Source organism: Streptomyces sp. NPDC014801 (genome assembly GCF_043082085.1).
Taxonomy (GTDB): Bacteria; Actinomycetota; Actinomycetes; order Streptomycetales; family Streptomycetaceae; genus Streptomyces.
In genome coordinates, this window is record NZ_JBIBXG010000016.1 from 185,121 (window position 1) to 212,088 (window position 26,968).

Genomic DNA, 26,968 nt, shown 5'->3' on the forward strand with positions numbered 1-26,968 from the left:
CATGACGTGGGTCGCAGCGGTCGCACGGTTGCGGGCACGCCGGGAGCCAGGGGTGCTGGTGACCGTCGCGACCGTGCGCGGCCACGCCCCGCGCGACGCCGGTGCGAAACTCGTCGTGGGAGCGACCGGGACCTGGGGCTCGATCGGCGGCGGCAACGTCGAGGCCGTCGCCATCGACCGGGCGCGGGAGATGATCGCCGCGCCCAAGCCGGAGCCGGAGCTGATCGACTTCGCCCTGAACGACAAGGTGGTCAATCAGCACGGCGTGCAGTGCTGCGGCGGCAGTGTCTCGGTGCTGCTCGAACCGCTGCCGGTGGTGCGGGCGGTGGCCGTCTTCGGCGTCGGTCACGTCGGGATGGAGCTGGCGCGGATCCTGGCCCGCCAGGATCTCGACCTGCATCTGATCGACAGCCGCTCCGACCTCCTCGGCAAGGAGCGGCTGGCGGTACTGGCCGACGCGGTGGCACAGGTGCACGTGCACCACACGCCCCTGCTGCCCGAGGAGGTGCTGGCCGAACTGCCGCACGGCACGCACGTTTTGATCATGACGCATGACCACGCCGAGGACGCCGCCCTGTGCGACGCCGCGCTGCGCCTCCCCCACCTCGGCTCCATCGGGCTGATCGGGTCGGCGGCCAAGTGGGCGCGGTTCCGCAAGCGTCTGGCGACCGAAGGCGGCCACGACGAGGCCACCATCGACCGCATCAAGACCCCGATCGGGCTGGCCGACATCACCGGCAAGGAACCCGCGACGATCGCGGTCAGCGTCGCCGCCGACCTGCTGCGCGCGTTCGAAACCGAGGGCGGCTGACACCGTTTCGGCTCGCCAGGACTGCCCCGCGCGCGGGCCCGGACGCCCTCCGGGCCCGCGCGTTCCTACGTCGTCGGCGCGCCGCTCGGGCGTCCCCGGCCGGAGGGCGGCGGTGAGGGCTGCGCGCGTCGGGGACGGGCCCGGAAGCCGGTGGGGGTTTCGCCCGTGCGCCGGCGGAAGAACCTGGCGAAGGCCGTCGCGCTGGGGAAGCCGAGTCGTTCGGCGATGGAGGCAGCGGGGAGATCCGTGTGCAGCAGCATGCGGCGCGCCTCCAGCAGGACCCGGTCGTCGATGATGCGCTTGGCGCCGAGTCCGACGGCCGCCTGGGTGACGCGGCTGAGGTTGCGGACGCTGTAGCCGAGCCGGGCCGCGTAGTCCTCCACGCGGTGGGTGCGGGTGAAGTGGTCCTCGACGGCCTGGTGGAAGCGGTGGAAGGCTTCGCTGCCCGCCGCCGGCGCCCGCGGCGTGGCCGGCAGATGGGTCAGCCGCAGCAGGAGGACCGCGAGCAGATGGCGGACCACCTCGGCATGCGCTTCCAGGGGCAGCAGACCGAGCTGCCGGTACTCGTCGGTGAGCATGGCCAGGGTCTGGCGTACCGAGGCGTCCGCGTCGGCCGTCAGGGTGACCGGCAGCCGCCACGCCCGCTGGTCGAGTCCGATGGCCGTGACCGCGTCCGCCCCCAGCGCGTGGGCCATGAACAGCACTGCCGTCCCCTGGATCTCCGGGCTGCCCGCGCCGAGCTGGAGCACCTGACCGGGGCGCACCCACAGCCAACTGCCGCTGGTCACCAGGCATTCGGTGTCGTCGACGGCGCACACCAGGTGCCCGGCGTGCACGGTGAACAGCAGATGGAAGGCGGGCCGTACCGGATCGAACCGGCCGTCCGCGGGGCGCGCCGCACGCTCCAGGAGCTCCGGCAGGTCGACCACCTGCACACCGGGGAGGCTTCCCGGCCGGTGGGGGAAGGCCAGCTGCGGGATCCCTGCCATGGAGGGCTGCACGTCTCCTTTTGCACATCACGTGGCGACTTTTCTGCCCGGATCGACCGGATCCGACGCCTAGAGTCTAAGAAGTCCCAGGTCAGAAGCCAATCGGGCATGCGGTCCACACGGACGGACGCATGGCCGAACTTGTCCTGCCAGCGACCTGGGCCGACGCGAGCGAGTGAGAGACGAGGTGGCCCGATGCGGCTGATCGTGGGGATGACCGGCGCGACCGGCGCTGTCCTGGGGGTCCGGCTGCTGGAGGTCCTGCGGGGCCTGGCGGACGTGGAGACACATCTGGTGCTCAGCCGCTGGGCCCGCACCACCATCGAGCTGGAGACCGGCCGTTCGGTGCGGGAGGTGTCGGATCTCGCCGACGTGGTCCACAACCCCTCCGATCAGGGCGCGGCGATCTCCTCGGGTTCCTTCCGCACCGACGGCATGGTCATCGTGCCGTGCAGCATGAAGACCCTCGCCGGTGTGCGCGCCGGTTACGCCGAGGGCCTCGTGGGCCGGGCGGCCGACGTGGTGCTCAAGGAACGCAGGCCCCTGGTCCTCGTGCCGCGTGAGACCCCGCTCAGCGAGATCCATCTGGAGAACATGCTCGCCCTGGCCCGGATGGGCGTGCGCATCGTGCCGCCGATGCCCGCCTTCTACAACCACCCGGCCTCCGTCGACGACATCGTCGACCACCTCGTCTGCCGCGTCCTCGACCAGTTCGACCTGCCCGTCCCGCGGGCCCGCCGCTGGGAGGGCATGCGCGAGGCCCGCCGCCGGGCCCCGGCGGCCTGACCGCGCCGGCGTCGCGCTGCCGCTCACCGTTTTCCGTACGTCCGTCATCACCAGGAGAGAGCTCATGCCCCAGCACGGCCCGGCACTGAATTTCCGGGACTTCGTCGACGAACTGCTGCGCCGCGAGGACGCCGTACGGATCGACAGGACCGTGGACCCGCACCTGGAGGTCGGCGCGGTGACCCGCCGGGTCTACGAGACGCACGCCCCCGCGCCCTTGTTCACCGCGCTGTCCGCGGGCGCCGCCGGGATGCGGATCCTCGGCGCTCCGGCGGGGCTGAGCAGCGCCTACGGCAGGCTCGCCGCGCACTTCGGCCTGCCCGGCCACAGCACCCCGCGGGACATCGTGGAGAAGCTGGTGGCCGCGATGCACGCCGACCCGGTGCCGCCGCGGATCGTGCCGACCGGGCCGTGCAAGCAGAACATCCTGCTCGGCGAGGACGTCGACCTGGAACGGCTGCCCGTGCCGCTGCTGCACCAGGAGGACGGGGGCCGGTACCTGGGCACGTACGGCTTCCATGTGGTGCAAAGCCCCGACGGCACGTGGACGAGCTGGTCCGTGGCCCGCACCATGCTGCACGACCGCAGGACGCTGGTCGGTCCGGCCATGGCCCAGCAGCACGTCGGCATGATCCGCGACATGTGGCGCGCGCAGGGCGAGCCCACGCCTTGGGCGATGGTCCTGGGCGCTCCGCCGGCGGCGCTGGCGGCCGCGGGCATGCCGCTGCCGGCCCGGGTGAACGAGGACGGTTACGTGGGCGCGCTGACCGGCACCGGCGTCGAGGTCGTACGGACGGAGACGAACGGCCTGTATGTGCCGGCCAACGCGGAGATCGTGCTGGAGGGGTACATCAGCGCCGACGAGACCCTGCCCGAGGGGCCGATGGGCGAGTACCACGGCTACGCGTTCTCCGGCAGCAAGCCGCAGCCGGTGTTCCACGTGGAGGCGATGACCTTCCGCGATCAGGCCATCCTGCCGGTGTGCGTGGCGGGTCTACCGCCGGAGGAGAACCACACGATCTGGGGCACGATGATCGCCGCGGAGGCCACGGACCTGCTGCGCTCGGCCGGGCTGCCGGTCGACCTGGCGTGGTGCTCGTACGAGGCGGCGACCTGCTGGATGGTGGTCTCCGTCGACCGGCACGAGCTGGCCGCCCGCGCCACCACGGAGGCGGAACTGGTCCAGGACGTGGCGAGGGTACTGTTCGACTCGCACGCCGGGTGGCTGGTGCCCAAGGTGATCCTGGTCGGCTCCGACATCGACGTCACCGACATCGGCCAGGTCGCCTGGGCCCTGGCGACCCGCTACCGCCCCGGCACCGAGTACACCTTCCCCGACGCCCCCGGCATCCCCATGGTCCCCTACCTCACCCCGGAACAGATCCGCACGGGCCGGGGCGGCAAGTCGGTGCTCAGCTGCCTGCGCCCGGAGGAGTTCAGCGGAGAAGTCCGCGGCACGACCGCCTCGTTCGCGACCTCCTACCCGCGGGAGCTGCGGCAGCGGGTGCGGGACAACTGGGGTGCTTACGGGTACCGCTGACGGCGCCGGCTCAATCCGAGACGCTGGTCACCACCCCATGGGGCCCGGTCGAGATGATCCGAAATCCCGTGGAGGCCATGTGCGTGGCGTGGAATGCTCTTCGGCGACTGCCGACGGAAGGGAAGGCTGGAAACGTGTACGTACCGTCATCCGCACGAGCTCTCGACGATGACGAGCGTGAGCTCGTGGAGCTGGCCCGCCGCACCATAGACGCGCACACCGACGCCGGGCCCGACGAAGACGGGATCCACACGATGGGGGCCGCGGTCATGGCCGCCGACTACCGGATGTTCGCCGGCGTGAACCTCTATCACTTCACCGGCGGGCCCTGCGCCGAGCTCGTGGCCCTGGGCGCCGCACGGGCCCAGGGTGCCCGCCAGATGCGCTGCATCGTCGCCGTGGGGAATCACGGGCGCGGGGTCGTCGGCCCGTGCGGGCGCGATCGGCAGGTCTTCGTGGACTACTACCCCACCATGCGCGTCATCGTGCCCACACCCGAGGGGCCCAGGTCCGTTCTCGCCGCCGACCTGATGCCGCTGACTCAGCGATGGACCCCGGAAGGAGGCATGAACGGTCTCGACCCGTCGCTCTACCAGGACCCCGAGACGTCCGGCCCGCCGATCATCCGGTTCCACCCTCGCTATCTCGAAGACGTCCGCTCCGGTGCCAAGACCAGGACCACCCGCTTCCGGGACCCGGCCCAGCCGGGGCCGGCACGGCTGGTGTTCGAGAGCGACCCCGAAGTCGTCCTGCCGGCAGAGGTGACCGGCATCAGGCACTGCCTGGTCAGCGATCTCACCGACCAGGACGCCCAAGCCGAGGGGCTGTCGACCGCATCCGAACTCCGTGAAGTCCTCAAGGGCCACTACCCGGATCTGACGGACACCGACGAAGTCGACGTCATCACCTTCCAGATCAACGACATGTGATGACCCGCGAGGCAGCGTCCTAGTCGTTCACGTGGTCCGCGGGGCGGATGCCTGCCGGCGGTCGTGGAACGTGCGGCGCAGGTCGTTCACCCAGGCTTCCGGGTTCTCCCACGGAATGAAGTGGCCCCCGTGGTCATGGGCGTTGACGTTGACGTGGTGGAACCAGGTCGACTGCGGGCCCCTCTTGAACGCCTCGATCCGCTCGTCGGCGGTGTGGATGCCGGGCGGGTTCTCGTACGTCATGAGGGTGACGCCGACCGGGGCCTGGACGACGGGGGTGCGGTCGTGGGCCGGTGTCCACGGGTGGCGGTTGGCGTTGGCGTAGTACCGCATCGACGTGGCGATGGAGTTGTTCACCCAGTAGATCGTGGCGTGGGTGAGCAGGTCGTCCTTGGAGAAGACCGATGCGAGGTCGCCGCCGTTGTCGCTCCAGGCGTTCCACCGCTCCAGCAGCCAGGCGAGCAGTCCGGCGGGTGAGTCGCTCAGGGCGTGGGCCAGGGTGGCGCCGTCGAGCATGTGCACGGCGACGTGGGACGCGAAGCGGCGGTCGAGCTCGACGGTGCGGGCACGGACGTCCGGGCGCTGGTCGTCGGTGAGGGGCCGGTTGCGGGCGAAGTCCCAGGCGCGGGGCCCGTTGAAGAAGTCCAGCGGAAGCCCGGAGCCGATGTGGATGCCGTACAGCTCGTCGGCGTACTTGTGGCCGAGCTGGCTGGAGACCAGCCCGCCGATGTCGCAGCCCCCGGCGGCGTACTTGTCGTAGCCGAGGGTCCGGGTCATCAGGAGGTGCCAGAGGTCGGCGACCTTCCAGAAGTTGACGTCCGGGAAGCCGGTGAGCGGGCCGGGGAAGCCGAAGCCGGGCAGCGACGGCACGATGACGTCGAACGCGTCGGCGGGGTCGCCGCCGAAGGCGGCCGGGTCGGCGAGCGGGTCGATCACTTTGGACCAGTGCCAGAATGTCCACGGCCAGCCGTGGGTGAGGATCAGCGGAATCGGGCGGGGCCCCCGGCCCGGCTTGCGCAGGAAGTGCACCGGGACGCCCGCGACGCTCACCTCGTAGTGCTCGTAGCGGTTGAGGGCGGACTCGGCCTTGCGCCAGTCGTAGCCGGTTCGCCAGTAGGCGATCAGCTCACGCACATAGCTGTCGGGGACGCCGTAGGACCAGTCCTCGTTCCCCTCGTCGACCGGCGGCCGGGTCAGCGCGAGACGGGTGCGCAGATCATCGAGCACCTCGTCGGGCACATGGATCGGGGTGGGCTCCAGGGGGAAGGTCTTCGGGACGGTCATGCCGTGACTCCTTGTCGACGGGCCTCAAGTCGGAGGGAGTTCGCAGCCGGTCACGGGCCGCCTCCGAGGCGGTGTGCGAGGGCGAGCAGGTCCGGCAGGCGCAGCACCCGTCCGTCGAAGCCCGGGAGCGGCACGTGGAGCGGCCGGGTCCAGTGGGCGGGGATCGCGTCCAGGCCGTAGTACGCCCCGGCCAGCCCTCCGGTCACCGCGGCGACGGTGTCCGTGTCACCGCCGAGGTCGACCGCCGCGCGCAGCGCGTCCTCGAAGCCGCCGGTGGTGCGCAGGGCCCACACGGCGGAGCCGAGGCAGGGCCAGACGGCGCCGTTGAACTCGGTGGCCCGGTCGGGGTGCCAGTCGGGGGCGAGGACGGTGGCGTAGCGGTCGCGGTGATCGGGGTGGACGACGGCCAGGACGTCCGGGATCGCGGTGAGGGGGTCGGCGTCCTGGAGGGTGAGGCGGACGAGTTCGTGGAAGATCGCGGTGCCTTCCCAGGCCGCGGGGTCCCCGTGAGTCAGGGCGGCGATGTGGCGGGCCGCGTCCAGGGTGGCTTCGCGGCCGGCGGCGGCGAAGTGCACGGCGGAGGTCGTCGCCCGCATCAGGGCGCCGTTTCCCGCGGCTCGCCGGTTCACCCGGAAGTGCGTCGCGGCGGCGCGGTTCCAGGGCATGCCGTTGGTCAGGACGTCCTCGGTCTGCAGGCCGATGTCCTTGGGTTCCGACGCCACCCACCGCTGGAAGCGGGCGAAGATGTCCGGCAGGTCCAGCCGGCCCCGTTCCAGCAGCGACTCCGCGACGAGGACGGCCATCTGGGTGTCGTCGGTGGCCTCGCCGGGGTCCCAGCCACCGCCTCCGCACATCTCGCCGCCGCCACCGGGCGCCGGAAACCGCGCGGAGAACGCTCCCGGAGGGCCGAACTCGAAGGGGCCGCCCAGGGCGTCCCCCACCGCCGAGCCGACGACCGCCCCGGCGACACGCTGCATCCGCTTCATGCGGGCAGGCTATCCGTGCCACGCCGGCGTCCGCGCGGGTGCGGGAACGCCGGCGCGGCAAGCGACGCGGGCCCATGCCGTACGGCGAACGCCACAGTCACCTGCCCCGCGCCGACGGCGAACCTCGCGCAGACCTGCCCGCCCCGCACGGCCGACGTCACGGATGCGGTTCCGTACGCCGCGAGGACGCGCGGATCCGGAAGCGGGCCGTCGTCAGGATCGGGCCCGCGCTGGGCTCCCCCGCGATGCGTGCCTGGAGGAGGTCGAGCAGCGCCAACGTCGTTTCCGCGGCGTGGAGTTCCACTGCCGAGATGGCGGGCCGGCTGTGCCGGGTGTGCTCGGAGTCGGACGCGGCGGCGAGCAGGGTCCGCTCGGGCACGGCCACGCCGCGAGAGGTGAGTCCCGCGAGCACGCCGGCCGCCTGACGGCCGGTGTGGCACAGGATCGCGTCGGGGATCCCGTCGTCCACGATGGTGTGCGCGACCGTCTCGCCGCCCTGCTCTCCGGCGCGTTCGGACGACGCGTAGACGCGCGGGGTGATCCCCGCCCTCTCGCACCAGGCGCGGTACGTCGCCTCGCTGTCGATGTTCCACGCGTTGGGGTCGGTTCCGCGCAGCAGCGCGATCGACCGGGCGCCGGATGCGGCGAAGTGGTCGTAGACGCGCCGGAAGCTCGAGGCGTCGTCCTCGGTGGCCCAGTCGGTGAACTCGGGGCGGCTGGGGTCGCGTCCGAGCGTCACGTAGGGGATCCCGCGCCGTTCGAGGAGGGCAATCACGGGATCGTCCACATGCGGCATCATCACGATGTAGCCGTCGAGCGACAGCGCGAGGGGTGGCGCCGGCCGTTTGGTGGGGTCGGGCACGAGCATCATGCTCAGTCCGCGGTCCATCGCCTGCGCCGATGCCGCGCCGATGTAGCGGGTGAACACGTCGACGCCCGTCAGCGCGTACTCCCCTGCCGCGTCCAGCGATCGCACGACGAGCCCGATCGCCCCGACCGACGAACGCCGCAGACCGCGCGCGAGGGCGTCGGCCTGGTACTCCATCTCCTCGGCCACGGCCCGCACACGCAGCCGTGTGGCCGCGCTCAGCGTCCCGGTGCCGTTGAGCGCCATCGAGACCGCCGCGACGGACACACCCGCGCGCTGGGCGACGTCGCGAATCGTGACGCCTTTCGAACGAGCCATGGGGGACCTCCCTGGTGCGTACCGCCCGCCGGTGCGCCTCACGCCGCCGGACCGTGGTGCCGACACGGACCGGGCGGCAGCGACTACGGAGAGCGACGTCGGCCAGACCATTGTATTAAACGTTTTACCTACCTAGCGTGGCGCCCGCCCCTCGCCGTGACGGGCCTCACAGCAAAGGTCGGACAGCACCACCATGAAGTTGCACACCCTGCGCACGACCACCACCGACTCCCGCGCCCGTGGACGCGAGATCGGAACGCGCCACGCGGACCAGGTCCGTGAGGTCAGCGCCCGCTACCTCGCCCATTTCGAGGTGCTGGGCATCCCGGACGCGACCGTCCGTGACATCGTCGCCCGCAGCCGCGACGCCCTGCACGCCTGGTACCCGGCCCTCGTCGAGGAGTCCGACGCCGTGGCCGAGGCATCGGGACTCGAACCGTGGCAGGTGGCGGCGGTCGGCGCACGGACCGAGATCCTCGCCGCCGCGCCCGGCAAGGGCGAGTGCACGACCGCGGTGCTCGCACCGCCGCGCGGCGGTCCGCCCGAGACGATCCAGACGTGGGACTGGCACGACGCCCTCACACCGGACGGCCTGCTGCTGTCCCTCGTGACCGCCACCGGGCGCCGGGTGAAGCTCTTCACCGAGTTCGGCACGGCCGCCAAGATCGGGGTGAACGACGCCGGCCTCGGCCTGCACTTCAACATCCTCCACCACCGCTCCGACCGGGCCACCGGCGGCGTCCCCGTCCACGCCGTCGCGCGCCGTGTCCTCGAGGAGGCCGCCACGGTCGCGGAGGCCCACGGCATCGTCGCCTCCGCGAGGGTGAGCGCGTCCACCGTGCTGACCGTGGCCACCTACCGTGACGGTCACGCGGCGGCGGCGTCCCTCGAGATGTCGCCCGCCGGCTGCGCCGTCGTGCCGCCCGGCAGCGACGGCTGGATCATCCACACCAACCACTTCCTCGACCCCCGCCTCGCCGAGGGCGACGCCGGCCTCCCGGCTTCCCTGTCGGCCGAGCGGCACCGGCACGCACGGACCGTGCGCACCGCCATGGCCGGCCGCTCCACACCTCGGCGCGCGGCCGCCTTCTGCGGCGATGACGGCACCGACGCCGTGGTGTGCGTCCACGCCGACGCCTGCGAGCCGGACCACGAGCGCTGGAGCACGTTGCTCACGGCTGCTCTCGACCTGCCCGGCTTCGCCCTCGAGTACCGGGCGGCCGACCCCGCCGCGGCGGCCCGCGAGGGCCTCGACCGGTTCTAGGAACCCCCCAGGAACCCGATGGACAAGGACAAGACCATGCCCGCACATCTCTATCGCAACGCCCGGATCTTCACCTCCGGCCAACGCCCCTGGGCCGAGGCCCTCGTGGTGGCCGGCGACCGGCTCGCCTACGTCGGCGACGGCGACACGGCGGCCCGGGTGGCCGGGCCGGACGCCCTGATCCACGACCTCGACGGCGCGACCGTGCTGCCCGGGTTCGTCGACGGCCACGCGCACGTGGTCGGCACCGGCGAGGCGGCGTCCCAGGTCGACCTCTGGGGCGCCGGCACGGTGGAGGAGATCCAGCGCCGCATCCGGACCTGGGCGCGGGCGAACCCCGGCGCGCCGCGCGTGCTCGCCACCGGCTGGAAGCACGGTGACATCCCGGGCGGCCTGCCCGACCGGGGCATGCTCGACGCCGTCGTCGCCGACCGGCCCGTCTACGCGCAGGCCTACGACTTCCACTCCATCTGGCTGAACTCGGCCGCCCTCGCCGAAGCCGGGATCGACGACACCACGGCGTCACCACCGGGCGGGACGGTCCACCGGGACGAGCGGGGCGCGGCCACCGGCCTGGTCGACGAGACCGCGATGCACCACCTGGTGTGGCCGGTGCTCGAAGGCTTCGTCACCGACTCCGACCGTGACGCGGCGCTGGCGGCCGCCCTGGCGGCGTACGCGGAGTCCGGTGTCGTCGGGTCGACCGAGATGGCGCTCGGCGAGAGCGACTACGCGGCGATGCGTCGCGCCGACGAGCGGGGCGGCCTGACCGCGCGCATCGCGGCGTTCTGGCGCATCCAGCCCACCGGGGACGAGGCCGCGAACCTCGCCCAGGTCGAGCGCGCGGCGGAGCTCGCCGCCCACCGGTCGACGCCGTTCCTGCGCGTGACCGGCATCAAGGTCATGGTCGACGGCACCGTCGACGGGTGCACCGCGGCGCTCGCCAAGCCCTACGTGGACGGCACGACCGCCGATCTCGTCTGGAGTCTCGCCGAGCTGGCGCCGGTGGTGGCCGCCGCGGACGCGGCCGGCCTCCAGGTGGCCCTGCACGCCATCGGCGACGAGGCGATCCGCGTCGCGATCGGCGCCGTGGAGCACGCCGTCGCCGTCAACGGCCCCCGGGAGCGCCGCCACCGCATCGAGCACCTCGAAGTCGTCGACCCCGCGGACATCGACCGCCTGGCGGCCCTCGGCATCACGGCGAGCATGCAGCCCGTGCACGCCGACCCCGCCATCCAGGAGAACTGGCGCCGCGTCCTCGGCGACGAGCGCGTCGACCGCGGCTTCCCGTGGCCCGAGATGACCGACGCCGGGGCCACGCTCGTCCTCGGCACCGACTCCCCCACCTCGCCGCACGCGCCGCTGCCCAACATGTTCGTCGCGGCGACCCGGCGTTCGGCCCTGGATCCGTCGCTGCCCGCCAACATCCCCCACTACGCCCTGCCGTTGGCCGAGGCGATCGTGCACGCCACCCGTGACGCCGCCTGGGCGAGCCGCTCCGAGCACCTGCACGGCCGTCTCGCCGAGGGGCTGTACGCCGACTTCGTCGTGCTCGACCGGGACATCTTCGCCCGGCCGCTGGAGGAACTGCTCGACACCCGGGTGCTGCGGACCGTCGTGGGCGGCCGTGTGGTGCACCGCGCACAGCCGGGGGTGCACCGATGAGCCAGGCCACCGTGCCGGCGGCGGTGCCGTCGGCACGGGTGAAGGGGAGGCGGCGGCCCGCCGGGGCGATGCTGCGGTTCGTCGCCGCTCGCGTGGTGGGGCTGGTGGTGACCTTGTTCATCGCGAGTCTGGTCGTCTTCGGCGCGCTCTACGCCGCGCCGGGCAGCCCGCTCACCTATCTCACGCACGGGCGCACCATGAGCCCCGACGCGATCGCCGCGATCAGGGCCGAGTACCACCTGGACGACTCCGTCGGGCAGCAGTACCTGCGGTGGCTGTCCGGCGTCGTGCGCGGTGACTTCGGCACGTCGGTCATCTACCACCAGCCGGTGTCGTCGCTGGTCGCGAGCCGGGCGGTGACCACCGCGCTGCTCGTCCTCATGGCCGCCGCGATCGTCCTGATGCTCGGGTTGGCCATCGGCACGCTCGCGGGTCTCAGGCCCGGCTGGCTGTCGCGGTCCGCGATGGCCGGCGCGACGGGCGTCATGGCGGTGCCGACCTTCGTCGGCGCGGTCGTACTGATCATCGTGTTCGCCGTCGACCTGGAGTGGTTCCCGGTGTTCGGGGCCGGCCGTGCGGGTCTCGACATGCTCCACCACCTGGTGCTGCCGGCGCTGGCGCTCGCGCTCGCCTCCGTGGCGTTCGTCGCGCGGCTCACCCAGACCGCGGTCCGGCAGGAGTTGACGGCCGACCACGTGCAGACGGCGATCAGCCGCGGGCTGCCGCGCGGGGCCGTGGTGCGCCGGCACGTGCTGCGCAACGCGGCGATGCCCGTGCTCACCGTCGCGGGTCTCACGATCGCCGGGCTGATCGCGGGAAGCGTCGTCGTGGAGCAGGTCTTCCAGCTCGGCGGGCTCGGTCAGTTCCTCGTGAACGCCGTGCAGCAGAAGGACTTCCCCGTCGTCCAGGCGATCTGCCTGCTGTACGTCGCAGCCTTCATCGTGCTGAACACCCTCATCGACATCGCCTACACCCTGCTCGACCCGCGGGTGTCGGTCGGGAAGAAGGACGCATGAGCACGACGACAGCGGTACGGCGCTTCCGGGTCCGAGGGGCCGGGGCGCGGGCGGCGCGGCGTACCGGATCCATCGGCGTGTCCGGCTGGGTGGCGCTCACCGTCCTCGGACTCCTCGTGTGCTGCGCCCTGCTGGCTCCCCTGCTCGCACCGCACGATCCGGACGCCGTCGACCTCTCCGGCGCCTACCAGGGTTCGAGCGGCACCCATCTGCTGGGGACCGACGCGAGCGGGCGGGACCTGCTCTCGCGCCTCGTCCACGGCGCCCGGACGGCGCTGGTCGGGCCGTTCCTCGTGGTGGTGGTCTCCACGCTCCTCGGGACGCTGCTCGCGCTCGCGGCCGTGTGGTTCGGCGGCTGGTTCGACCAGCTGGTGGTGCGTGTCGTCGACGCCGTGTTCGCCTTCCCCGGGCTGCTGCTGGCGATCCTGGCGACCGCCCTGTTCGGCTCGGGCCTGAACGCCGCCGTCGTCGCGCTGTCCGTCGCGTACGTGCCGTACATCGCGCGCATCGTGCGCAGTGCGGCCCTGCGCGAGCGCTCGCTGCCGTACGTCGCGGCCCTGCAGGTGCAGGGGGTGCACGGGGTGCGGATCGCGGTGCGCCACATCCTGCCCAACGTGGGCGGGCTGATCGTCGCCAACGCCACCCTCGCCTTCGGGTTCGCGCTGATGGACCTGGCCGGCCTGTCCTTCATCGGCCTCGGAGTGCAGCCGCCGACGTCCGACTGGGGCGCGATGGTCGGCACCGGGATGTCCGGTGTGCTGCAGCAGCGCCCGCAGGAGGCCCTCTTCGCCAGTGCGCTCGTCGTCATCACCGTCGGTGCCGTGAACCTGCTCGGCGACCGGCTCACGGAACGCTGGGAGGCACGCTCGTGAACCCACTCCTCGAAGTCGACGCTCTGTCCGTCCGGCTTCCCGTCGGGGGCGAGTTGCGCACGGTGCTGCGCGACGTCTCGTTCGCTCTCGACCGGGGAAGCGCGCTCGGCCTGGTCGGCGAATCCGGGTCGGGCAAGTCGATGACGGTCCGCACGATCGCGCGCCTGCTCCCCGAGGGGGCCGATGTCCGCGGCGGCGTCCGCTTCGACGGCGCCGAGGTGTTCGCGCTGCGCGGCGACGCCCTGCGCGCGTACCGGGCGAAGGACGTCGCGATGATCTTCCAGGACGCGCGGGCCCACACCAACCCCGTCCGCACGATCGGCGACTTCCTCACCGAGGCGCTGCGCACCAACGACCGGATGCCGAAGCCCGCCGCGCTCCGGCGCGCGGGGGACCTGCTCGCCGAGGTCGGGATCGCGGACCCGGAGCGCCGGCTGCGGCAGTTCCCGCACGAGCTGTCCGGCGGCCTGCTGCAACGCGTGATGATCGCCGCCGCGGTCGCCGCGCGGCCCCGGCTCGTCCTCGCCGACGAGCCGACGACCGCGCTCGACGTCACCACCCAGGCCGAGGTGATGGCGATCCTCGGGCGCATGCGGCGCGAGTACGGCATGGCGATGCTCTTCATCACGCACGACCTGGAGCTCGCCGGTGCCGTGTGCGACGAGACGATCGTGCTGTACGCGGGCCAGGTGATGGAGCGTCAGGCATCGGCGCGGCTGCACGAGGACCCGCTGCACCCCTATACGGCCGCGCTGGTCCAGGCGCGGCCCGAGATCGGCCGGCGGGTGGAACGGCTGCCCGCGATCGCCGGTCATCCGACCACCGCCTACGAGGCGCCGGACGGCTGTGCGTTCGCGCCGCGCTGCCACGTCGCGCAGCCCGAATGCCGGGAGAGCGTGCCTGCGTTGCTGCGGATCGGCTCCTCGGAGACCCGGTGCGTGCGGATGCCCGGGCTGCGCGGCCGGACGGGGCCGCGGGAGTATGCCGGCCCCGCGTCGAACGAGGAGATCCAGCCATGACCGAACCGCTGCTCGTGGTCGAGCACCTGACCAAGACGTTCGGCCGGGGACGCACCGAGGCGACCGCGGTCGCCGACGTCAGCTTCACCCTGGCCCCGGGCGGTGCCCTCGGCATCGTCGGCGAGTCCGGCTCCGGGAAGACCACCACGGCCCGGATGATCATCGGCCTGGAGCGTCCCACCGGCGGGCGCGTCCTCTTCCGTGGCGAGGACCGCACCCGTCCGGCGCGTTCCGCGCGCAGCCGCCGTGAGCGCGGCCGGGACATCCAGATCGTCTTCCAGGACCCCTACACCTCGCTCGACCGCCGTCAGCGCATCGGCGACTGCCTCGCGGAGGTCGTCGGCGTGCACGCCCGGCTGGGCCGCGAGGCGACCCGGAAGCGGGTGGGCGAACTCGCCGAGCTGGTCGGGCTCGACGACCGCCAGCTGGCGGCGCTGCCGAGGTCCCTGTCCGGCGGGCAGCGCCAGCGCGTGGCCATCGCCCGTGCGCTCGCCGCCGACCCGGCCGTCCTCATCCTCGACGAGGCCGTGTCCGCCCTGGACGTCTCCATCCAGGCGCAGATCCTCAACCTGCTGACGGACATCCGGCGCGAGCGCGGCGTGAGCTACCTGTTCATCAGCCACGATCTCGCCGTCGTCCGGCAGGTCACCGACGACGCGATCGTCATGCGGCACGGCGCCGTCGTCGAGCAGGGGCCCACCGCCGACGTCCTGGACCACCCTCAGCACCCCTACACCCGCTTGCTGCGCGACAGCGTCCCGCGCAGCGGGTGGGACCCCGAGACCCTCACCGCCCGACCCTGACCAGGAGATGCGCCATGTCCTCATCCCACCCGCGCAGACGGACCACGGCTCTGGCCGTCGCCGCCGCCACCGCGCTCGCCCTGGCCGGCTGCTCCTCCGGCGCTCCCGGCTCCCAGGCGAACGGATCCGCCCGCTCGCTGACGACGTTCACGCCCTCGGGTCCGGGCGCGGTCGACTCGATCACCTGGAACGTCTTCCAGGGCGAGCCGCAGACCATCGACCCCTTCCAGTCGGCCGACTACACGCCGAACATGATCAATTCGAACCTGTGCGAGACGCTGCTCGTCCAGACGCCCGACTTCCGGATCAAGCCCAACCTGGCGGCGTCCTTCTCGAACCCGGACCCGACGACCTGGGTCTACAAGCTGCGCGGCGACGTCACGTTCTGGGACGGCTCGCCGATGACGGCCGACGACGTCGTGTGGAGCATGCGGCACAACCTGACCGACAAGTCGAGCTTCTACGGCTACCTGTACGCGAACGTGGCCTCGATCGCGAAGACGGGCGCCGCCGAGGTGACGGTCAGGCTGAAGCGGCCCGACTACCTCTTCAACGACGAGCTGGCGAGCTTCGCCGGTGTCGTCGTCGAGAAGAAGTTCCACGAGCGGCACGGTGACAAGGCCGGGACGCCGGGCGTCGGGGTGATGTGCACCGGCCCCTACCGGTTCGGGAAGTGGGCGCGAGGCCAGTCGATCAGCGTGAGCCGCTACGACGGCTACTGGAACAAGGCGCTGCCGCGGAAGGTGAAGAACATCGACTTCACGTTCCTCACCGACGACTCCGCCATCACCTCCGGCCTCCTCTCCGGCCAGATCGACGGCACGTACGGCCCGCCGATGGCCGGGCTGGCCCAGCTGAGGGCGTCCTCGGAGGGCAAGTTGTACTCGGGTCCCGCGCCCCTGGCCGTGACGCTCGTGGTCGCGAACCACAAGGGCGCGATGGGCAACGCCGACGTGCGCAGAGCCCTGCGCATGGCCATCGACTGGAAGGGCATCGGCAACCAGGTGTACGGCGGTGAGGGAACCCCGGCCGCGCTGCAGACCGTGCCGGCGGTGTACGGCTTCGCCAAGGACGAACTGGCCGCGTACGCCGGGTCGGTCAAGGCCGACGGCTCCGCGCGGATCGAGGAGGCGAAGAGGCTGCTGGCCCGGGTCCCGGCCGAGGTGAAGGCGCAGCAGATCAGCCTGGTCGTGCCGCAGCAGGCGGAGACCCAGCAACTGGGCCTCGCGGTCAAGGCCGCGGCCGACAGGATCGGCCTGCGCTTCAAGCTCGACGTGGTGCCCGCGACGGGCTACTCGAACTACCTGTACGACCCGGCGACGCGGGGCGGCACCGACCTGCTGTACACGCAGTTCTGGCCCAACATCCCCAACCCGCTCGACTGGCTGGGTCTGACGGCGGTGACCGGCGGCACCTTCAACCAGTCCGGCTACCGCGGCATCGACGCGCTCTACGCCCGGGCGATCGGCACGAAGGACGCCCGGACCCGCTCGCAGCTGGTGCTGCAGATGGAACGGAAGCTGCACGACGAGACGGACCCGATGTTCGCCGGGATCGAGCTGACGAACGACGTGTGGCTCGGCAACAGGATCACCGGGGCGCCGGCGGCGTTCGACTACGTCTACTACCCGTGGGCGGCCCACCTCGGCGGGACCGGCAAGTAGGGCGGTGCCGGCCCTTCCGAGCCGGCACCGCTTACCGCTTACCGTCCCCTGTCCGTCCGGGGGCAGGACCTCACTTCAGGTGGCGGTCCAGGAACCGGCACCCGTCCTCCAGCTCGAACGAGGGGGTGCCGGTGTGTCCTCCCAGGTTGGCGTGGAGCGTCTTCTCCTTGCTGCCGAAGGCGTCGAACAGGTCCAGGGCCCGCTGCCGCGGATTGCCCTCGTCGTCCCACTGCAGCAGGAACAGCAGCGGAACGGTGACCTGCCGGGCCTCCTCGCGCTGGGCTCGGGGCACGTAACCCCCGGCGAACAGGCCCGCGGCCACGATGCGCGGCTCGACCACCGCCAGCCGGATGCCGAGGGCGGCCCACCCGCCGGAGTATCCGACGGGGCCGCCGATCCCGGGCAGGGCGAGGACGGCGTCGAGGGTGGCCTGCCACTCCGGGACCGCGCGGGCGACCAGCGGGCCGACGAAGGACTCCAGGATGTCGTCGACCGGCTCGCCGGCCCGCATCGCCCGCCGCAGGTCGGCACGGGCCTGCTCGTCGGCGGCGGAACGGGGACGGTCACCGCACCCGGCGGCGTCGATGGTGGCCACCGCGTACCCGCGTGCCGCCGTGAACCGGGCCCGGGCCACCAGCCGGGGGTCCGCCATCGGCAGGCCGTTGTTGTGGGCCATCAGGACCAGCGGGACGGGGGCGGCGGACTCGGGCGTCCACAGGGTGCCGGGGATCTCGCCGAGGGTGAAGGCGCGTTCGAGGACACCGTCGTCGAGGCGCTGTTCGGAGGTGAAGTGCACGGTCGTGCCTTTCGGGAGTGCGCGGTTACGGCGCTCCCGGACGACCTATCGCCCGACCGTGACCCCGGAGGGGAGCACCCATGTCGAAACTGCGTTCACGGGTACCACCTCCTGGTCTCTCGCACGGCCTCCGGAAAGATAGCAGGGGCCGCCGTGGGCGGTCACCGGGTTTTCCGGACGGGGGGTGCGGTGCGCTTCGTGGCGGTCCCCGCTGTCTTGTGCGCGGCGGTCCACGCTTACTGCCAGGCGGCGGTTCACGCCGACTACCGGCGAGGCTCCACGCCGACCTCCGGGCGGTGGTCCGCACCGTCGTCCGGGCGGTGGTCCGCGTACCCTCTCGCCGTGACCTCACCCCGCCTCCATCGCGTCGCCGTCCTCGTGCTCGACGGTGCGAAACCGCTCGACGTCGGGATCCCCGCGCAGGTCTTCACGACCCGCGCGAGCATGCCGTACGAAGTGCGGGTGTGCGGGGCTGCGCCCGGCCTCGTGACCGGCGGCGACGGCCTGGCGTACCACGTCACGCACGGGCTCGGCGCGCTGGAGTGGGCCGACATCGTCTTCGTCCCCGGCTACCGGCACCCGGACCGCGACGACCCGCCGCCGGCCGTCGTCGAGGCGCTGATCGCCGCCCACGACCGGGGCGCGCGGCTCGCCGCCATCTCGACGGGCGCCTTCGCGCTCGCCGCCACGGGCCTGCTCGACGGCCGGCGCGCCACGACGCACTGGCACTACACGCGGGCGCTCGCGGCCCGGCATCCGCTCGTCCAGGTCGACGAGAACGTGCTGTTCGTCGACGAGGGCAGCGTGCTCACCTCGGCCGGCGCCGCCTCCGGCATCGACCTGTGCCTGCACATCGTGCGCGGCGACCTCGGCGTGGCCGCGTCCAACCACGCGGCCCGGCGTCTGGTCGCGGCCCCCTACCGCAGCGGCGGGCAGGCGCAGTACGTGCCGCGCAGCGTGCCCGAGCCGCTCGGCGAGCGGTTCGCCGTGACCCGCGAGTGGGCGCTGCACCGGCTCGGTGAGCCACTCACCCTGGACATCCTGGCGCGGCAGGCGGGGGTCTCGCCGCGCACGTTCTCCCGGCGGTTCGTCGAGGAGACCGGCTACACGCCGATGCAGTGGGTGATGCGCGCCCGCATCGACCTGGCCCGCGAACTGCTGGAACGCTCGGAGCGCAGCGTCGAGCAGATCGCGGCGGACGTCGGGCTCGGCACCGGGTCGAACCTGCGCCTGCACTTCCAGCGCATCCTCGGCACCACGCCGAGCGAGTACCGGCGCACCTTCACCCGGGGCGAGTGACCCGCCCGGGGCCCCCGCGCAAGGCCGCCGCCCACCGCAGGGATCGTGTGGCGAGATCCTTGTGAACCATGGCGATCGCGCCACTGTCGACGGGGCGCGCCGCGAGCGAGCCTGGTGGCGAAGGGAAGGGACACCACTCATGACGCGTATCGCCATCAACGGATTCGGCCGCATCGGACGCAACGTGCTGCGCGCGCTGCTGGAGCGCGACAGCGCCCTGGAGGTCGTCGCCGTCAACGACCTGACGGAGCCCGCCGCTCTCGCCCGGCTGCTCGCCTACGACAGCACGGCCGGCCGGCTCGGGCGCCCGGTGACCGTCGACGGGAACACCCTCGTCGTCGACGGCCGCCGGATCACGGTGCTGGCCGAGCGTGAGCCGGCGCAGCTGCCGTGGGCCGAACTCGGTGTGGACATCGTGCTGGAGGCCACCGGCCGTTTCACCTCCGCCAAGGCGGCCCGCGCCCACCTCGACGCGGGCGCGAAGAAGGTGCTCGTCAGCGCGCCGTCGGACGGCGCCGACGTCACGCTCGCGTTCGGCGTCAACACCGATGCCTACGACGCCGATCTGCACACGATCGTCTCCAACGCCTCCTGCACCACCAACGCGCTCGCGCCGCTCGCCGCGGTCCTCGACGAACTGGCCGGTATCGAGCACGGGTTCATGACGACGGTGCACGCCTACACGCAGGAGCAGAACCTGCAGGACGGCCCGCACCGCGACCCCCGTCGCGCCCGCGCGGCCGGCGTCAACATCGTGCCGACGACGACCGGCGCCGCCAAGGCGATCGGCCTGGTGCTGCCGAACCTCGACGGCAAGCTGTCGGGTGACTCGATCCGCGTCCCCGTGCCGGTGGGCTCGATCGTCGAACTCAACACGACGGTCGCCCGCGACGTGACGCGCGAGGAGGTGCTGGAGGCCTACCGGGCCGCGGCGGAGGGGCCGCTGGCCGGCATCCTCGAGTACTCGGAGGACCCGCTCGTGTCCTCCGACATCACCGGCAACCCCGCCTCGTCGATCTTCGACTCGGCCCTCACCCGCGTCGACGGCCGCCACATCAAGGTCGTCGCCTGGTACGACAACGAGTGGGGCTTCTCGAACCGCGTCATCGACACGCTGGAACTCCTCGCCTCCCGCTGACGACCGCCGGTCCGGGCCGGTGCGGTCCCCCACCCGGGGCGACCGCACCGGCCCGGCGCGCTTCCTTCACACGCCCTCGGTTCCCGCGGCGGGTGCGCCCAGCAACGCGTTGAGCTCGCCGTAGTCGAGGCCCCCGGCCAGCGCCCCGTACGTCCCCTCGCCCAGCAGTTCCCGCGCGGCGCGGCGGACGACGGCGTGCGCGGCCTGGGCGATGCCCGACCCGATGCTCACGCGGGCGACGCCGAGCGCGGCCAGCTCGGCGACCGACGGTGCCCCCGGGCCCGCCATGACGTTCAGCGGGGCGTCGATGCCCTCGGCGAGCGCCTTCACGGCGACGGGGTCGACCACACCGGGCACGAAGATCCCGTCGGCGCCCGCGGCGAGGAAGGCCGCCGCCCGTTCCAGGGTGAGGTCCACTCCCCCGGCGCCGCGCAGGAAGGTGTCGATCCGGGCGTTGACGAACAGCGGCACCCCTATCGCGTCCGCGGCCTCACGGGCGGCGGTGAGGCGCTCGGCCTGCTCGGCGACCGGCCGCAACGCATCCTCGCCGCTCCCGTAGAGGGCGTCCTCGATGTTCACGCCGACCGCACCGGCCGCGATCACCCGGCGGATCGTGTCACCGACGCCGGCCGCGTCGGCCGCGTAGCCGCTCTCGACGTCGGCGGTCACCGGGACCCGGACCGCGCCGGTGACGCGGGCGACGGCGTCCAGCGCCCGGTCGCGGTCCAGCCGGTCGCCGTCGGCTGCTCCGAGGGCCCAGGCCAGCCCGGCGCTGGTGGTCGCCACCGCGGCGGCACCCGCGTCCTCGACGATGCGGGCGCTGGTCGTGTCCCAGGCGTTCGGCAGGACGAGCGGGCGTCCGGGGACGTGGAGGGAACGGAAGGCGAGGGCCTGGTCACGGAGTGCGGGGTTCGGCGTCATGCGGACCACTCAACCAGCCGTACGGGCGCGACGGCTGGCAGGAATCCGACACGAGCGTGCGGCTCGTGAGCCGGGGGAGCGGACCCCCGCTCGGCGTCGGCTGCCCTTCTTCCGCACGCCGGCCGGGCGGACCTCAGCGCCGGCCGGAGCGCGTCAGTTCGGACAGGTGGCGTGCGATCACGTCGCGCATGAGCGACGGCGTGGCGCGGTCCGGGCGGATCACGCAGTGCACCACCAGCCCGTCGATGAGCGCGTACAGCCGCTCCCCCTCGACCCTGAGGTCGGGATCCGTTCCCGGATCGTCCTGCCGGAGGGCCTCGACCAGGCGGTGGCAGAGGTCCTGCAGCAGTTCGTAACTGGTGTCGCGCAGCGCCCGCAGCGCCGGGTCCGTCTGGGCCCGCACGGTGAAGGCCAGCCAGACTTCCGCCTCCGCCCGGCGCTCGGCGTCCAGGGGGAGCAGTTCCTCGACCGCTCTGAGGACCGTCGCGCCCGCGTCCGGTTGCGGCTCCAGCGCCTGGACGCGGGCGCGGACCCGGTCGATGACCAGCTGCATGGCGAAGGTGAGGACGTCCGACTGGCCGGCGAAGTAGTGACGCAGGGCCCCTGTGGAGAGGCCGGCTTCCTTGGCGACGGTGCGTACGGAGACGCCTTCCAGCCCCCGGCTGAGGATCAGACGCCACACGGCTTCCGCGACGGCGGCCCGCCGCGCCTGGGGATCAACGACTTTCGGCACCCGGCCTTTTTAGCACGACCGTGCTACTTTGATGTAACACGACCGTACTAAATCCAAGGGGGACCCGTGCTGTATCTGCTGATCGTCGGGTGCGAGGTCGCCTTCTGGGTGCTGTTGCTCGCCGGTCTGCTGTGCCGCTACGCGCTGGGCCGGCGCCGGGCGAGTGCCGCCCTGCTGCTGATGGTGCCCGCCGTGGACCTGCTGCTCTTCACCGCGTCCACCGTCGACCTCGTCCGGGGTGCGGCGCCGACGTCCGCACACGGGCTGGCGGCGGTCTACCTGGGCGTGTCGATCGCATTCGGGACGCACCTGGTGGCATGGGCGGACAGCCGGCTCGCCCACCGCTTCGGCGGGCCGCCGCCGAACCGTCCCCCGCGCACCGGACCGGAGCACGCCGCCCATGAACGTCGCACGTGGCTGCGTCACCTGCTCGCCTGGACCATCGGCAGCGCCCTGATCCTGCTGGATGCCGCGATCGTCCAGGACAGCCGGCGCATGGGCCCCCTGGTCGGCCTCGTCGGCGCCTGGGGCGTCGTCCTGGCGATCGACTTCGTCTGGTCGTTCAGTTACACCCTGTTTCCGCGCAAGCCCCGCCTCGATCGGCACGGCCCTCACGCATGAGCCCCGCGGGCCGGCGCCGGGGCCCTGGGCCGGCGCGTGGCAGGACAGTGAGAAGATGACGGCGTGACGGCAACAACCAGTGACATCGAGAAGGCGGCCGGTGTGCTGCGCGACGGAGGCCTGGTGGCCCTCCCGACCGAAACGGTCTACGGTCTGGGCGCCAACGCCGAGGACCCCGTCGCCGTCTCGCGCATCTTCCAGGTGAAGGGACGCCCGCCGAACCACCCGCTGATCGTCCACCTCGGCCGGGCGGAGCAGCTCGACGACTGGGTCGAGGACGTCCCCGCGACGGCGCGTCTGCTCGCCCGGCGCTTCTGGCCCGGGCCGCTCACGCTGGTCCTGCGGCGCGGCCGCCGGGTGCCCCTGGAGGCCACCGGCGGTCTGGAGACGGTGGCGGTCCGGGTCCCCGACCACCCCGTCGCCCTCGCGCTGCTCTCGGCCTTCGGCGGCGGTGTCACCGCGCCGTCCGCCAACCGCTTCGGCTCGGTCAGCCCCACCACGGCGCAGCACGTCCGGACCGAGCTCGGCGACGCCGTCGACTTCGTGCTGGACGGCGGCCCTTGTGACGTCGGCGTCGAGTCGACGATCGTCGACGTGTCGGGCGGCACTCCGAGCATCCTCCGACCCGGCGGCGTGACGCGCGAGGCTCTCGAAGAGGTCCTGGGCCACCCGCTCGCGGTCCCCGCCACGAGCAGCGTCCGCGTGCCGGGCCAGCACCCGTCCCACTACGCGCCGCGTGCGCGGGTCGTCCTCGTCGAGCCGGAGAAGGTCGTCGTCGAGGCGGAGCAGGCGCAGGAGCTGGGGCACCGGGTGGGCGTCCTGCTGCCTTCCTCCTTCGGCGACGCGCCGGTGAAGGCGCATGCAGTGGTGCGGCTCCCCGGGTCGGCGGCCGCGTACGCACGCGGGCTGTACGGCTTCCTGCGCGAGCTCGACGAACAGGGGTCCGACCTGATCTTCGCCTCCCTGCCCGTCGAGGAGGGGCTGGGTCTCGCTATCGCCAACCGGCTCCGCCGCGCCGCGGGGCCCCGGCCCGCCTGACGGACCGGCCGCGGCGCCGGTGACGCGGGTCACACGCGTCCATGTCACAGGGCCTCGGGCTGTCTCGTCTCAGGGGTGTACGACACACGACCCCTGAGGAGCACCCACCATGGACGCGCGACTGAACTACCTCGCCGCCCCGGCCGTCGGCAAGGCCCTGAAGCACTTCATGTCGGCGGGCAGGGCGCTGAAGGACTCGCCGCTGCCGGCCGCGACCCAGGAACTGGTCGCGCTGCGCGTGAGCCAGATCAACGGCTGCGCCGCCTGCCTCGACATGCACACCAAGGAGGCCGCAGCGGCCGGTGAGAGCGCGGTGCGGCTGAACCTGGTCGCGGCGTGGCGGGAGGCCACGGTCTTCACCGAGGCCGAGCGCGCCGCGCTGGAGCTGGCGGAGGAGGGGACCCGGGTCGCGGATGCCTCGCAGGGCGTCAGTGACGCGGTCTGGGAGTACGCCGCCAAGCACTACGACGAGGAGCAGCTCACCGCCCTGGTGTTCCTGGTCTCCTTCCTGAACGCGGTGAACCGGCTGAACATCATCACGCGGCAGCCGGCCGGGAACTACGAGCCCGGGCAGTTCCACTGAGCGGCCGGCGGCGACCGGCCGGCCCCGGGTTCCCCGCGGGACCCGGGCCCGGTCGCCGTTGACCTGATCCAGCGGGGTCCGGATGATCACAGGGACGACCGCGCCGGGGAGCGCGGCCGTACGACGGGACGCACAGGGGGAGTTCGTCGTGGACAAGGCCGAGGTGTTCGAGGAACTGCGGCCCTTGCTGTTCTCCATCGCCTACCGGATGCTCGGCAGCGTGAGCGAGGCCGAGGACGCGGTGCAGGAGACATGGCTGCGCTTCGACGGCTCGGCGAGCCGGGTCGCGTCGGCCAAGGCGTACTTGTCGGCCACGGTGACCCGCGTCTCGATCGACGTGCTGCGCTCGGCGCGGATGCGGCGCGAGGAGTACGTGGGCCCCTGGTTCCCCGAGCCCCTGCTCAGCGATCCGTACCAGGACCCGGCGCGGTCGGCGGAGCTGGCCGATTCGGTGTCGATGGCGGCGCTGCTCCTGCTGGAGCGGCTCAGCCCGCTGGAGCGGTCGGTGTTCGTCCTGCGGGAGGTGTTCGGCTTCGGGTTCGACGAGGTCGCCGCGGCGGTGGGACGGTCCGAGGCGGCGTGCCGGCAGCTGCTGGTGCGGGCACGGCAGCACATACGGGCCGAACGGCCGCGGTTCGCGGCGGACCGCCGGGAGCGGCAGGAGCTGGCGGCACGCTTCTTCGAGGCGCTGAAGGACGGCGACGTGGGCGCGCTGCAGAATCTGCTGGCCGCCGACGTGCAGCTGGTCGGGGACGGCGGCGGCAAGGCCCCGCAGCTCGCCCAGGCCGTCGCCGGCGCCGGGAACGTGGCCCGGCTGCTCGCCTCCGTGTACCCCCTGATGGCCCGCGTCGACGTGACGTTCGAGCCGCGTGAGATCAACGGCCAGCCCGGCGCGATCTTCCGCGACCGCGACGGACGGGTGCTGCACGTCCTGGCGCTCGACGTGCTCGACGGGCGCATTTCCACCGTGCGCTCGGTGATCAACCCCGACAAGCTCGGCCACCTCGGACCGGTCGCCGACGCCTGGGCGGTCGACCGCGAGGTGAGGCAGGCCCGCCGCCGGATCACATGACCACGTCCCGCTCACACCGGCGGGCTCACCTCCGGTCCCCTACTCGGGCCACGGCGAGTCCAGGATCGTGCGTACGAAGTCCCCGCGGCGGAAGCCGGGTACGCAGTGGGCGAGTACGTCCGCCTTGACATTGCCGAAGGTGGTCTGAGGGCGGGGGCTGACGCCGTCGGTGAACGCCGCGAGGATGCGCCGCTTGAAGTCGGGCCGGGGGTGCAGGCCGACGATCTCCTGCCGGTCCGCGTCGGGGACGTCCGCGTAGCCGATGCCGAGGACGTCGTACTCCACGCCCGCCGTCACCAGCGCCACCTCGGGCTCCATGAACGCGGGGATGCCGGGCGTGGTGTGCAGGGCGATCGCCGTCCACACCCGCCGCACGCCGTCCTCCGGGACACCGTGCGCCCGCAGGAAGCGCCGCGCCTCGTCCGCGCTGTCCACCTCGAAACGCCGGCCGCTGCCGCGGAACTCCTCGTTCAGTCCGAGGTCGTGGAACATCGCGCCGATGTACAGCAGTTCCGGGTCGAAGCTCAGGTCCCGGTTGCGGCCCTGGAGGCTGCCGAAGAAGTACACGCGGCGCGAGTGGTGGTAGATCAGCTCGCTCGTGCTGTCCCGGACCAGCTCCGTCGCCTCACGGGCCAGTTCGGTGTCGGGTACCGGGATGCCGGCGGGAAGGACCGTCTCAGTCGCCATGGCTCCTCAGCTCGCCTTTCGATGTCGGGTGGTGTCCGCTGCGTGTTCCGCGCTCCCGAGTCTTCTTCGGCGACCGAGCGGCCCGCCATGCTCGTCGGGCCATACCTCCCACGGATCCGGACATACGACGGGCCCGCCACGCACCGGCGATGCCCGCCACGCACCGGCGATGGCCGCCAGGGCCACCGCGGCCGCCGCCACCGGCGATGCCCGCCAGGGCGACCGCGGCGTTCCACCGGCGGAACGCCTCGCGCTGCGGCCGTCACCCCGCCTGGCCGCGGCGGGCGGTGGAGAAGCGGCGCTGGTAGGCGGTGGGGCTGAGGGACAGTTCCCGGGCGAAGACCCGGCGCAGGCTCTCGTAGCCCGGGAAGCCGGCCAGGGCCGCCGCCTGGGTCGCGGTGTAGCCCTGGTCGAGCAGCGACTTCGCGATGTCGAAGCGGATCGACTCGACGTAGCGGGCCGGTGAGGTGTCCAGCTCCTCGCGGAACAGCCGGGTGAGGTGCCGGGGGCTGATGTGGAGCCGACGGGCGAGTTCGGGCAGGGTGTGGCGGCCGGCCGGGTCCGCCGTGACCAGGTCGGTGATCTTGCGCAGGGCGGGGGACCTGGGCGGCGGGCCCTGCAGGGGTGCGGAGAACTGCGACTGGCCGCCCGCCCGTTGCAGATAGACCACCAGCGAGCGGGCCACCTCCCGGCTCACCTCGGGACCGTGGTCCTCCTCGATGAGCGCCAGCGCCAGGTCGATGCCGGCGGTGACGCCCGCCGAGGTGTACGTCGTGCCGTCGCGCACGTAGATGGCGTCGGGTTCGACGCGGGTCTTCGGATACCGGGCGGCGAGTTCGCCGGCGATCTTCCAGTGGGTGGTCGCCCGTTTGCCGTCCAGCAGGCCGGCGGCGGCGAGGACGAACGCGCCGGAGCACACGGAGGCGACCCGGCCCGAGCGGGCCGCAAGGTCCCGGACCGATTCGACCAGGTCCCCGGTGACCGGGGTGCGCGGATAGAGGTCTCCCCCGGGCACGAGGAAGGTGTCGGGGTCCGCCTGCGACGCGGCGCTCCCGTCGACGGCGGTCCGTATCCCGATCGAGGCGGCGACGTCGGCGCCGGTCGCCGAGACGAGGCTGATCCGGTAGCCGGCCCCCAGCTTGTTCGCTTCCGCAAAGGCATCCGCGGGGCCGGCGACGTCCAGCAGTTTCACCCCGTCGTAGACGACGATCACCACCTGATGCGTGTCGCTGCTCACAGTTCCATCCTGCAATGGCTGAATTCGAG

26 protein-coding genes are annotated in these 26,968 nt (G+C 72.6%); 17 read left to right on the forward strand and 9 right to left on the reverse strand.

Features of this window, described 5'->3' with window-relative positions; genetic code table 11:
• Nucleotide 1 precedes the first annotated feature (1 nt).
• On the forward strand, nt 2–811 hold the full coding sequence (xdhC, locus tag ACF1AL_RS34490) for a xanthine dehydrogenase accessory protein XdhC (protein ID WP_391777811.1): 810 nt from the start codon (nt 2–4) through the stop codon (nt 809–811).
• Between the two features lie 65 nt (nt 812–876).
• Here xdhC and ACF1AL_RS34495 read toward each other — a convergent pair whose 3' ends face one another.
• Nucleotides 877–1,800: a helix-turn-helix transcriptional regulator gene (locus tag ACF1AL_RS34495; RefSeq protein WP_391777810.1), complete on the reverse strand. Its 924-nt coding sequence runs from the start codon at nt 1,798–1,800 to the stop codon at nt 877–879.
• Between the two features lie 195 nt (nt 1,801–1,995).
• On the opposite strand from ACF1AL_RS34495, the gene ACF1AL_RS34500 reads away from it, so the two are divergent.
• The 3 genes from ACF1AL_RS34500 to ACF1AL_RS34510 all read left to right on the forward strand — a co-directional run bounded on the left by ACF1AL_RS34500 (nt 1,996) and on the right by ACF1AL_RS34510 (nt 5,055).
• The gene (locus ACF1AL_RS34500) at nt 1,996–2,586 is read left to right on the forward strand and encodes a non-oxidative hydroxyarylic acid decarboxylases subunit B (protein WP_391661194.1); all 591 of its coding nucleotides are present in this window, start codon (nt 1,996–1,998) and stop codon (nt 2,584–2,586) included.
• Between the two features lie 64 nt (nt 2,587–2,650).
• Entirely contained in the window at nt 2,651–4,126 is a 1,476-nt protein-coding gene (locus tag ACF1AL_RS34505) for a UbiD family decarboxylase (protein WP_391777809.1), read from the forward strand.
• 77 nt (nt 4,127–4,203) lie between these two features.
• Nucleotides 4,204–5,055 carry an ASCH domain-containing protein gene (locus tag ACF1AL_RS34510; RefSeq protein ID WP_391828550.1) on the forward strand — a complete coding sequence of 284 codons (852 nt, stop codon included), beginning with the start codon at nt 4,204–4,206 and terminating at the stop codon, nt 5,053–5,055.
• Nucleotides 5,056–5,082: 27 nt separating this feature from the next.
• On the opposite strand, the gene ACF1AL_RS34515 is transcribed toward ACF1AL_RS34510, so the two are convergent.
• The 3 genes from ACF1AL_RS34515 to ACF1AL_RS34525 form a co-directional block, all read right to left on the reverse strand.
• Nucleotides 5,083–6,339 carry an epoxide hydrolase family protein gene (locus tag ACF1AL_RS34515; RefSeq protein ID WP_391777807.1) on the reverse strand — a complete coding sequence of 419 codons (1,257 nt, stop codon included), beginning with the start codon at nt 6,337–6,339 and terminating at the stop codon, nt 5,083–5,085.
• A gap of 50 nt (nt 6,340–6,389) precedes the next feature.
• Nucleotides 6,390–7,325, reverse strand: a complete 936-nt coding sequence (locus ACF1AL_RS34520; RefSeq protein WP_391777806.1) for an ADP-ribosylglycohydrolase family protein — start codon at nt 7,323–7,325, stop codon at nt 6,390–6,392.
• 157 nt (nt 7,326–7,482) lie between these two features.
• A complete protein-coding gene (locus tag ACF1AL_RS34525) occupies nt 7,483–8,511 on the reverse strand; it encodes a LacI family DNA-binding transcriptional regulator (RefSeq protein WP_391777805.1) in 1,029 nt (342 codons plus the stop codon).
• Nucleotides 8,512–8,704: 193 nt separating this feature from the next.
• Here ACF1AL_RS34525 and ACF1AL_RS34530 point away from each other — a divergent pair, with 193 nt between their 5' ends.
• From ACF1AL_RS34530 to ACF1AL_RS34560, 7 genes are read left to right on the forward strand one after another with little or no spacing between them, the layout of a single operon-like run.
• A complete protein-coding gene (locus ACF1AL_RS34530) occupies nt 8,705–9,775 on the forward strand; it encodes a C45 family autoproteolytic acyltransferase/hydolase (protein ID WP_391777804.1) in 1,071 nt (356 codons plus the stop codon).
• Between the two features lie 36 nt (nt 9,776–9,811).
• Complete coding sequence (locus ACF1AL_RS34535; protein ID WP_391777803.1) at nt 9,812–11,440, forward strand: amidohydrolase; 1,629 nt, start codon at nt 9,812–9,814, stop codon at nt 11,438–11,440.
• Nucleotides 11,437–12,456: an ABC transporter permease gene (locus ACF1AL_RS34540; protein ID WP_391777802.1), complete on the forward strand. Its 1,020-nt coding sequence runs from the start codon at nt 11,437–11,439 to the stop codon at nt 12,454–12,456. Before ACF1AL_RS34535 ends, ACF1AL_RS34540 begins: the two co-directional genes overlap by 4 nt.
• Entirely contained in the window at nt 12,453–13,328 is an 876-nt protein-coding gene (locus ACF1AL_RS34545) for an ABC transporter permease (protein ID WP_391777801.1), read from the forward strand. Before ACF1AL_RS34540 ends, ACF1AL_RS34545 begins: the two co-directional genes overlap by 4 nt.
• Nucleotides 13,325–14,347, forward strand: coding sequence for an ABC transporter ATP-binding protein (locus tag ACF1AL_RS34550; protein WP_391777800.1), 1,023 nt, complete (start codon nt 13,325–13,327; stop codon nt 14,345–14,347). The genes ACF1AL_RS34545 and ACF1AL_RS34550 overlap by 4 nt, the downstream gene beginning before the upstream one ends.
• Nucleotides 14,344–15,150 carry an ABC transporter ATP-binding protein gene (locus tag ACF1AL_RS34555; protein ID WP_391777799.1) on the forward strand — a complete coding sequence of 269 codons (807 nt, stop codon included), beginning with the start codon at nt 14,344–14,346 and terminating at the stop codon, nt 15,148–15,150. Before ACF1AL_RS34550 ends, ACF1AL_RS34555 begins: the two co-directional genes overlap by 4 nt.
• A gap of 14 nt (nt 15,151–15,164) precedes the next feature.
• A complete protein-coding gene (locus ACF1AL_RS34560; protein ID WP_391777798.1) occupies nt 15,165–16,814 on the forward strand; it encodes an ABC transporter substrate-binding protein in 1,650 nt (549 codons plus the stop codon).
• A gap of 70 nt (nt 16,815–16,884) precedes the next feature.
• Here the strand turns inward: ACF1AL_RS34560 and ACF1AL_RS34565 are convergent, their stop codons facing one another.
• A complete protein-coding gene (locus tag ACF1AL_RS34565) occupies nt 16,885–17,610 on the reverse strand; it encodes a dienelactone hydrolase family protein (protein WP_391777797.1) in 726 nt (241 codons plus the stop codon).
• Nucleotides 17,611–17,952: 342 nt separating this feature from the next.
• Between ACF1AL_RS34565 and ACF1AL_RS34570 the strand changes: the two genes are divergently transcribed.
• Nucleotides 17,953–18,909 (forward strand): helix-turn-helix domain-containing protein, encoded by a 957-nt coding sequence (locus tag ACF1AL_RS34570; protein WP_366841577.1) that lies wholly within the window; start codon nt 17,953–17,955, stop codon nt 18,907–18,909.
• 139 nt (nt 18,910–19,048) lie between these two features.
• Nucleotides 19,049–20,047: a type I glyceraldehyde-3-phosphate dehydrogenase gene (gene gap / locus ACF1AL_RS34575; protein ID WP_366841576.1), complete on the forward strand. Its 999-nt coding sequence runs from the start codon at nt 19,049–19,051 to the stop codon at nt 20,045–20,047.
• 66 nt (nt 20,048–20,113) lie between these two features.
• Here gap and ACF1AL_RS34580 read toward each other — a convergent pair whose 3' ends face one another.
• Nucleotides 20,114–20,968, reverse strand: a complete 855-nt coding sequence (locus ACF1AL_RS34580) for an isocitrate lyase/phosphoenolpyruvate mutase family protein (RefSeq protein ID WP_391777796.1) — start codon at nt 20,966–20,968, stop codon at nt 20,114–20,116.
• A gap of 133 nt (nt 20,969–21,101) precedes the next feature.
• Nucleotides 21,102–21,701 (reverse strand): TetR/AcrR family transcriptional regulator, encoded by a 600-nt coding sequence (locus ACF1AL_RS34585; RefSeq protein WP_391777795.1) that lies wholly within the window; start codon nt 21,699–21,701, stop codon nt 21,102–21,104.
• Between the two features lie 66 nt (nt 21,702–21,767).
• On the opposite strand from ACF1AL_RS34585, the gene ACF1AL_RS34590 reads away from it, so the two are divergent.
• The 4 genes from ACF1AL_RS34590 to ACF1AL_RS34605 all read left to right on the forward strand — a co-directional run bounded on the left by ACF1AL_RS34590 (nt 21,768) and on the right by ACF1AL_RS34605 (nt 25,015).
• Nucleotides 21,768–22,322, forward strand: a complete 555-nt coding sequence (locus tag ACF1AL_RS34590; RefSeq protein WP_391777794.1) for a hypothetical protein — start codon at nt 21,768–21,770, stop codon at nt 22,320–22,322.
• 63 nt (nt 22,323–22,385) lie between these two features.
• On the forward strand, nt 22,386–23,360 hold the full coding sequence (locus ACF1AL_RS34595) for an L-threonylcarbamoyladenylate synthase (RefSeq protein WP_391777793.1): 975 nt from the start codon (nt 22,386–22,388) through the stop codon (nt 23,358–23,360).
• 109 nt (nt 23,361–23,469) lie between these two features.
• Complete coding sequence (locus tag ACF1AL_RS34600) at nt 23,470–23,943, forward strand: carboxymuconolactone decarboxylase family protein (RefSeq protein WP_366841571.1); 474 nt, start codon at nt 23,470–23,472, stop codon at nt 23,941–23,943.
• Nucleotides 23,944–24,091: 148 nt separating this feature from the next.
• Complete coding sequence (locus tag ACF1AL_RS34605; protein WP_391777942.1) at nt 24,092–25,015, forward strand: RNA polymerase sigma-70 factor; 924 nt, start codon at nt 24,092–24,094, stop codon at nt 25,013–25,015.
• Between the two features lie 39 nt (nt 25,016–25,054).
• On the opposite strand, the gene ACF1AL_RS34610 is transcribed toward ACF1AL_RS34605, so the two are convergent.
• Both ACF1AL_RS34610 and ACF1AL_RS34615 read right to left on the reverse strand, forming a co-directional pair.
• Nucleotides 25,055–25,702, reverse strand: coding sequence for an HD domain-containing protein (locus tag ACF1AL_RS34610; RefSeq protein WP_391777791.1), 648 nt, complete (start codon nt 25,700–25,702; stop codon nt 25,055–25,057).
• 262 nt (nt 25,703–25,964) lie between these two features.
• On the reverse strand, nt 25,965–26,939 hold the full coding sequence (locus ACF1AL_RS34615; RefSeq protein WP_391777790.1) for a GlxA family transcriptional regulator: 975 nt from the start codon (nt 26,937–26,939) through the stop codon (nt 25,965–25,967).
• Nucleotides 26,940–26,968 lie beyond the last annotated feature (29 nt).

Bases quoted from the DNA above. Each gene is read 5' to 3' on its own strand.
- ACF1AL_RS34555 (WP_391777799.1), top strand. From the start codon at position 14,344: ATGACCGAACCGCTGCTCGTGGTCGAGCACCTGACCAAGACGTTCGGC.
- ACF1AL_RS34500 (WP_391661194.1), top strand. From the start codon at position 1,996: ATGCGGCTGATCGTGGGGATGACCGGCGCGACCGGCGCTGTCCTGGGG.
- ACF1AL_RS34580 (WP_391777796.1), bottom strand. From the start codon at position 20,968: ATGACGCCGAACCCCGCACTCCGTGACCAGGCCCTCGCCTTCCGTTCC.
- gap (WP_366841576.1), top strand. From the start codon at position 19,049: ATGACGCGTATCGCCATCAACGGATTCGGCCGCATCGGACGCAACGTG.
- ACF1AL_RS34560 (WP_391777798.1), top strand. From the start codon at position 15,165: ATGTCCTCATCCCACCCGCGCAGACGGACCACGGCTCTGGCCGTCGCC.
- ACF1AL_RS34545 (WP_391777801.1), top strand. From the start codon at position 12,453: ATGAGCACGACGACAGCGGTACGGCGCTTCCGGGTCCGAGGGGCCGGG.
- ACF1AL_RS34540 (WP_391777802.1), top strand. From the start codon at position 11,437: ATGAGCCAGGCCACCGTGCCGGCGGCGGTGCCGTCGGCACGGGTGAAG.
- ACF1AL_RS34505 (WP_391777809.1), top strand. From the start codon at position 2,651: ATGCCCCAGCACGGCCCGGCACTGAATTTCCGGGACTTCGTCGACGAA.
- xdhC (WP_391777811.1), top strand. From the start codon at position 2: ATGACGTGGGTCGCAGCGGTCGCACGGTTGCGGGCACGCCGGGAGCCA.
- ACF1AL_RS34530 (WP_391777804.1), top strand. From the start codon at position 8,705: ATGAAGTTGCACACCCTGCGCACGACCACCACCGACTCCCGCGCCCGT.
- ACF1AL_RS34510 (WP_391828550.1), top strand. From the start codon at position 4,204: ATGTGCGTGGCGTGGAATGCTCTTCGGCGACTGCCGACGGAAGGGAAG.
- ACF1AL_RS34515 (WP_391777807.1), bottom strand. From the start codon at position 6,339: ATGACCGTCCCGAAGACCTTCCCCCTGGAGCCCACCCCGATCCATGTG.
- ACF1AL_RS34610 (WP_391777791.1), bottom strand. From the start codon at position 25,702: ATGGCGACTGAGACGGTCCTTCCCGCCGGCATCCCGGTACCCGACACC.
- ACF1AL_RS34535 (WP_391777803.1), top strand. From the start codon at position 9,812: ATGCCCGCACATCTCTATCGCAACGCCCGGATCTTCACCTCCGGCCAA.
- ACF1AL_RS34495 (WP_391777810.1), bottom strand. From the start codon at position 1,800: ATGGCAGGGATCCCGCAGCTGGCCTTCCCCCACCGGCCGGGAAGCCTC.
- ACF1AL_RS34600 (WP_366841571.1), top strand. From the start codon at position 23,470: ATGGACGCGCGACTGAACTACCTCGCCGCCCCGGCCGTCGGCAAGGCC.
- ACF1AL_RS34525 (WP_391777805.1), bottom strand. From the start codon at position 8,511: ATGGCTCGTTCGAAAGGCGTCACGATTCGCGACGTCGCCCAGCGCGCG.
- ACF1AL_RS34520 (WP_391777806.1), bottom strand. From the start codon at position 7,325: ATGAAGCGGATGCAGCGTGTCGCCGGGGCGGTCGTCGGCTCGGCGGTG.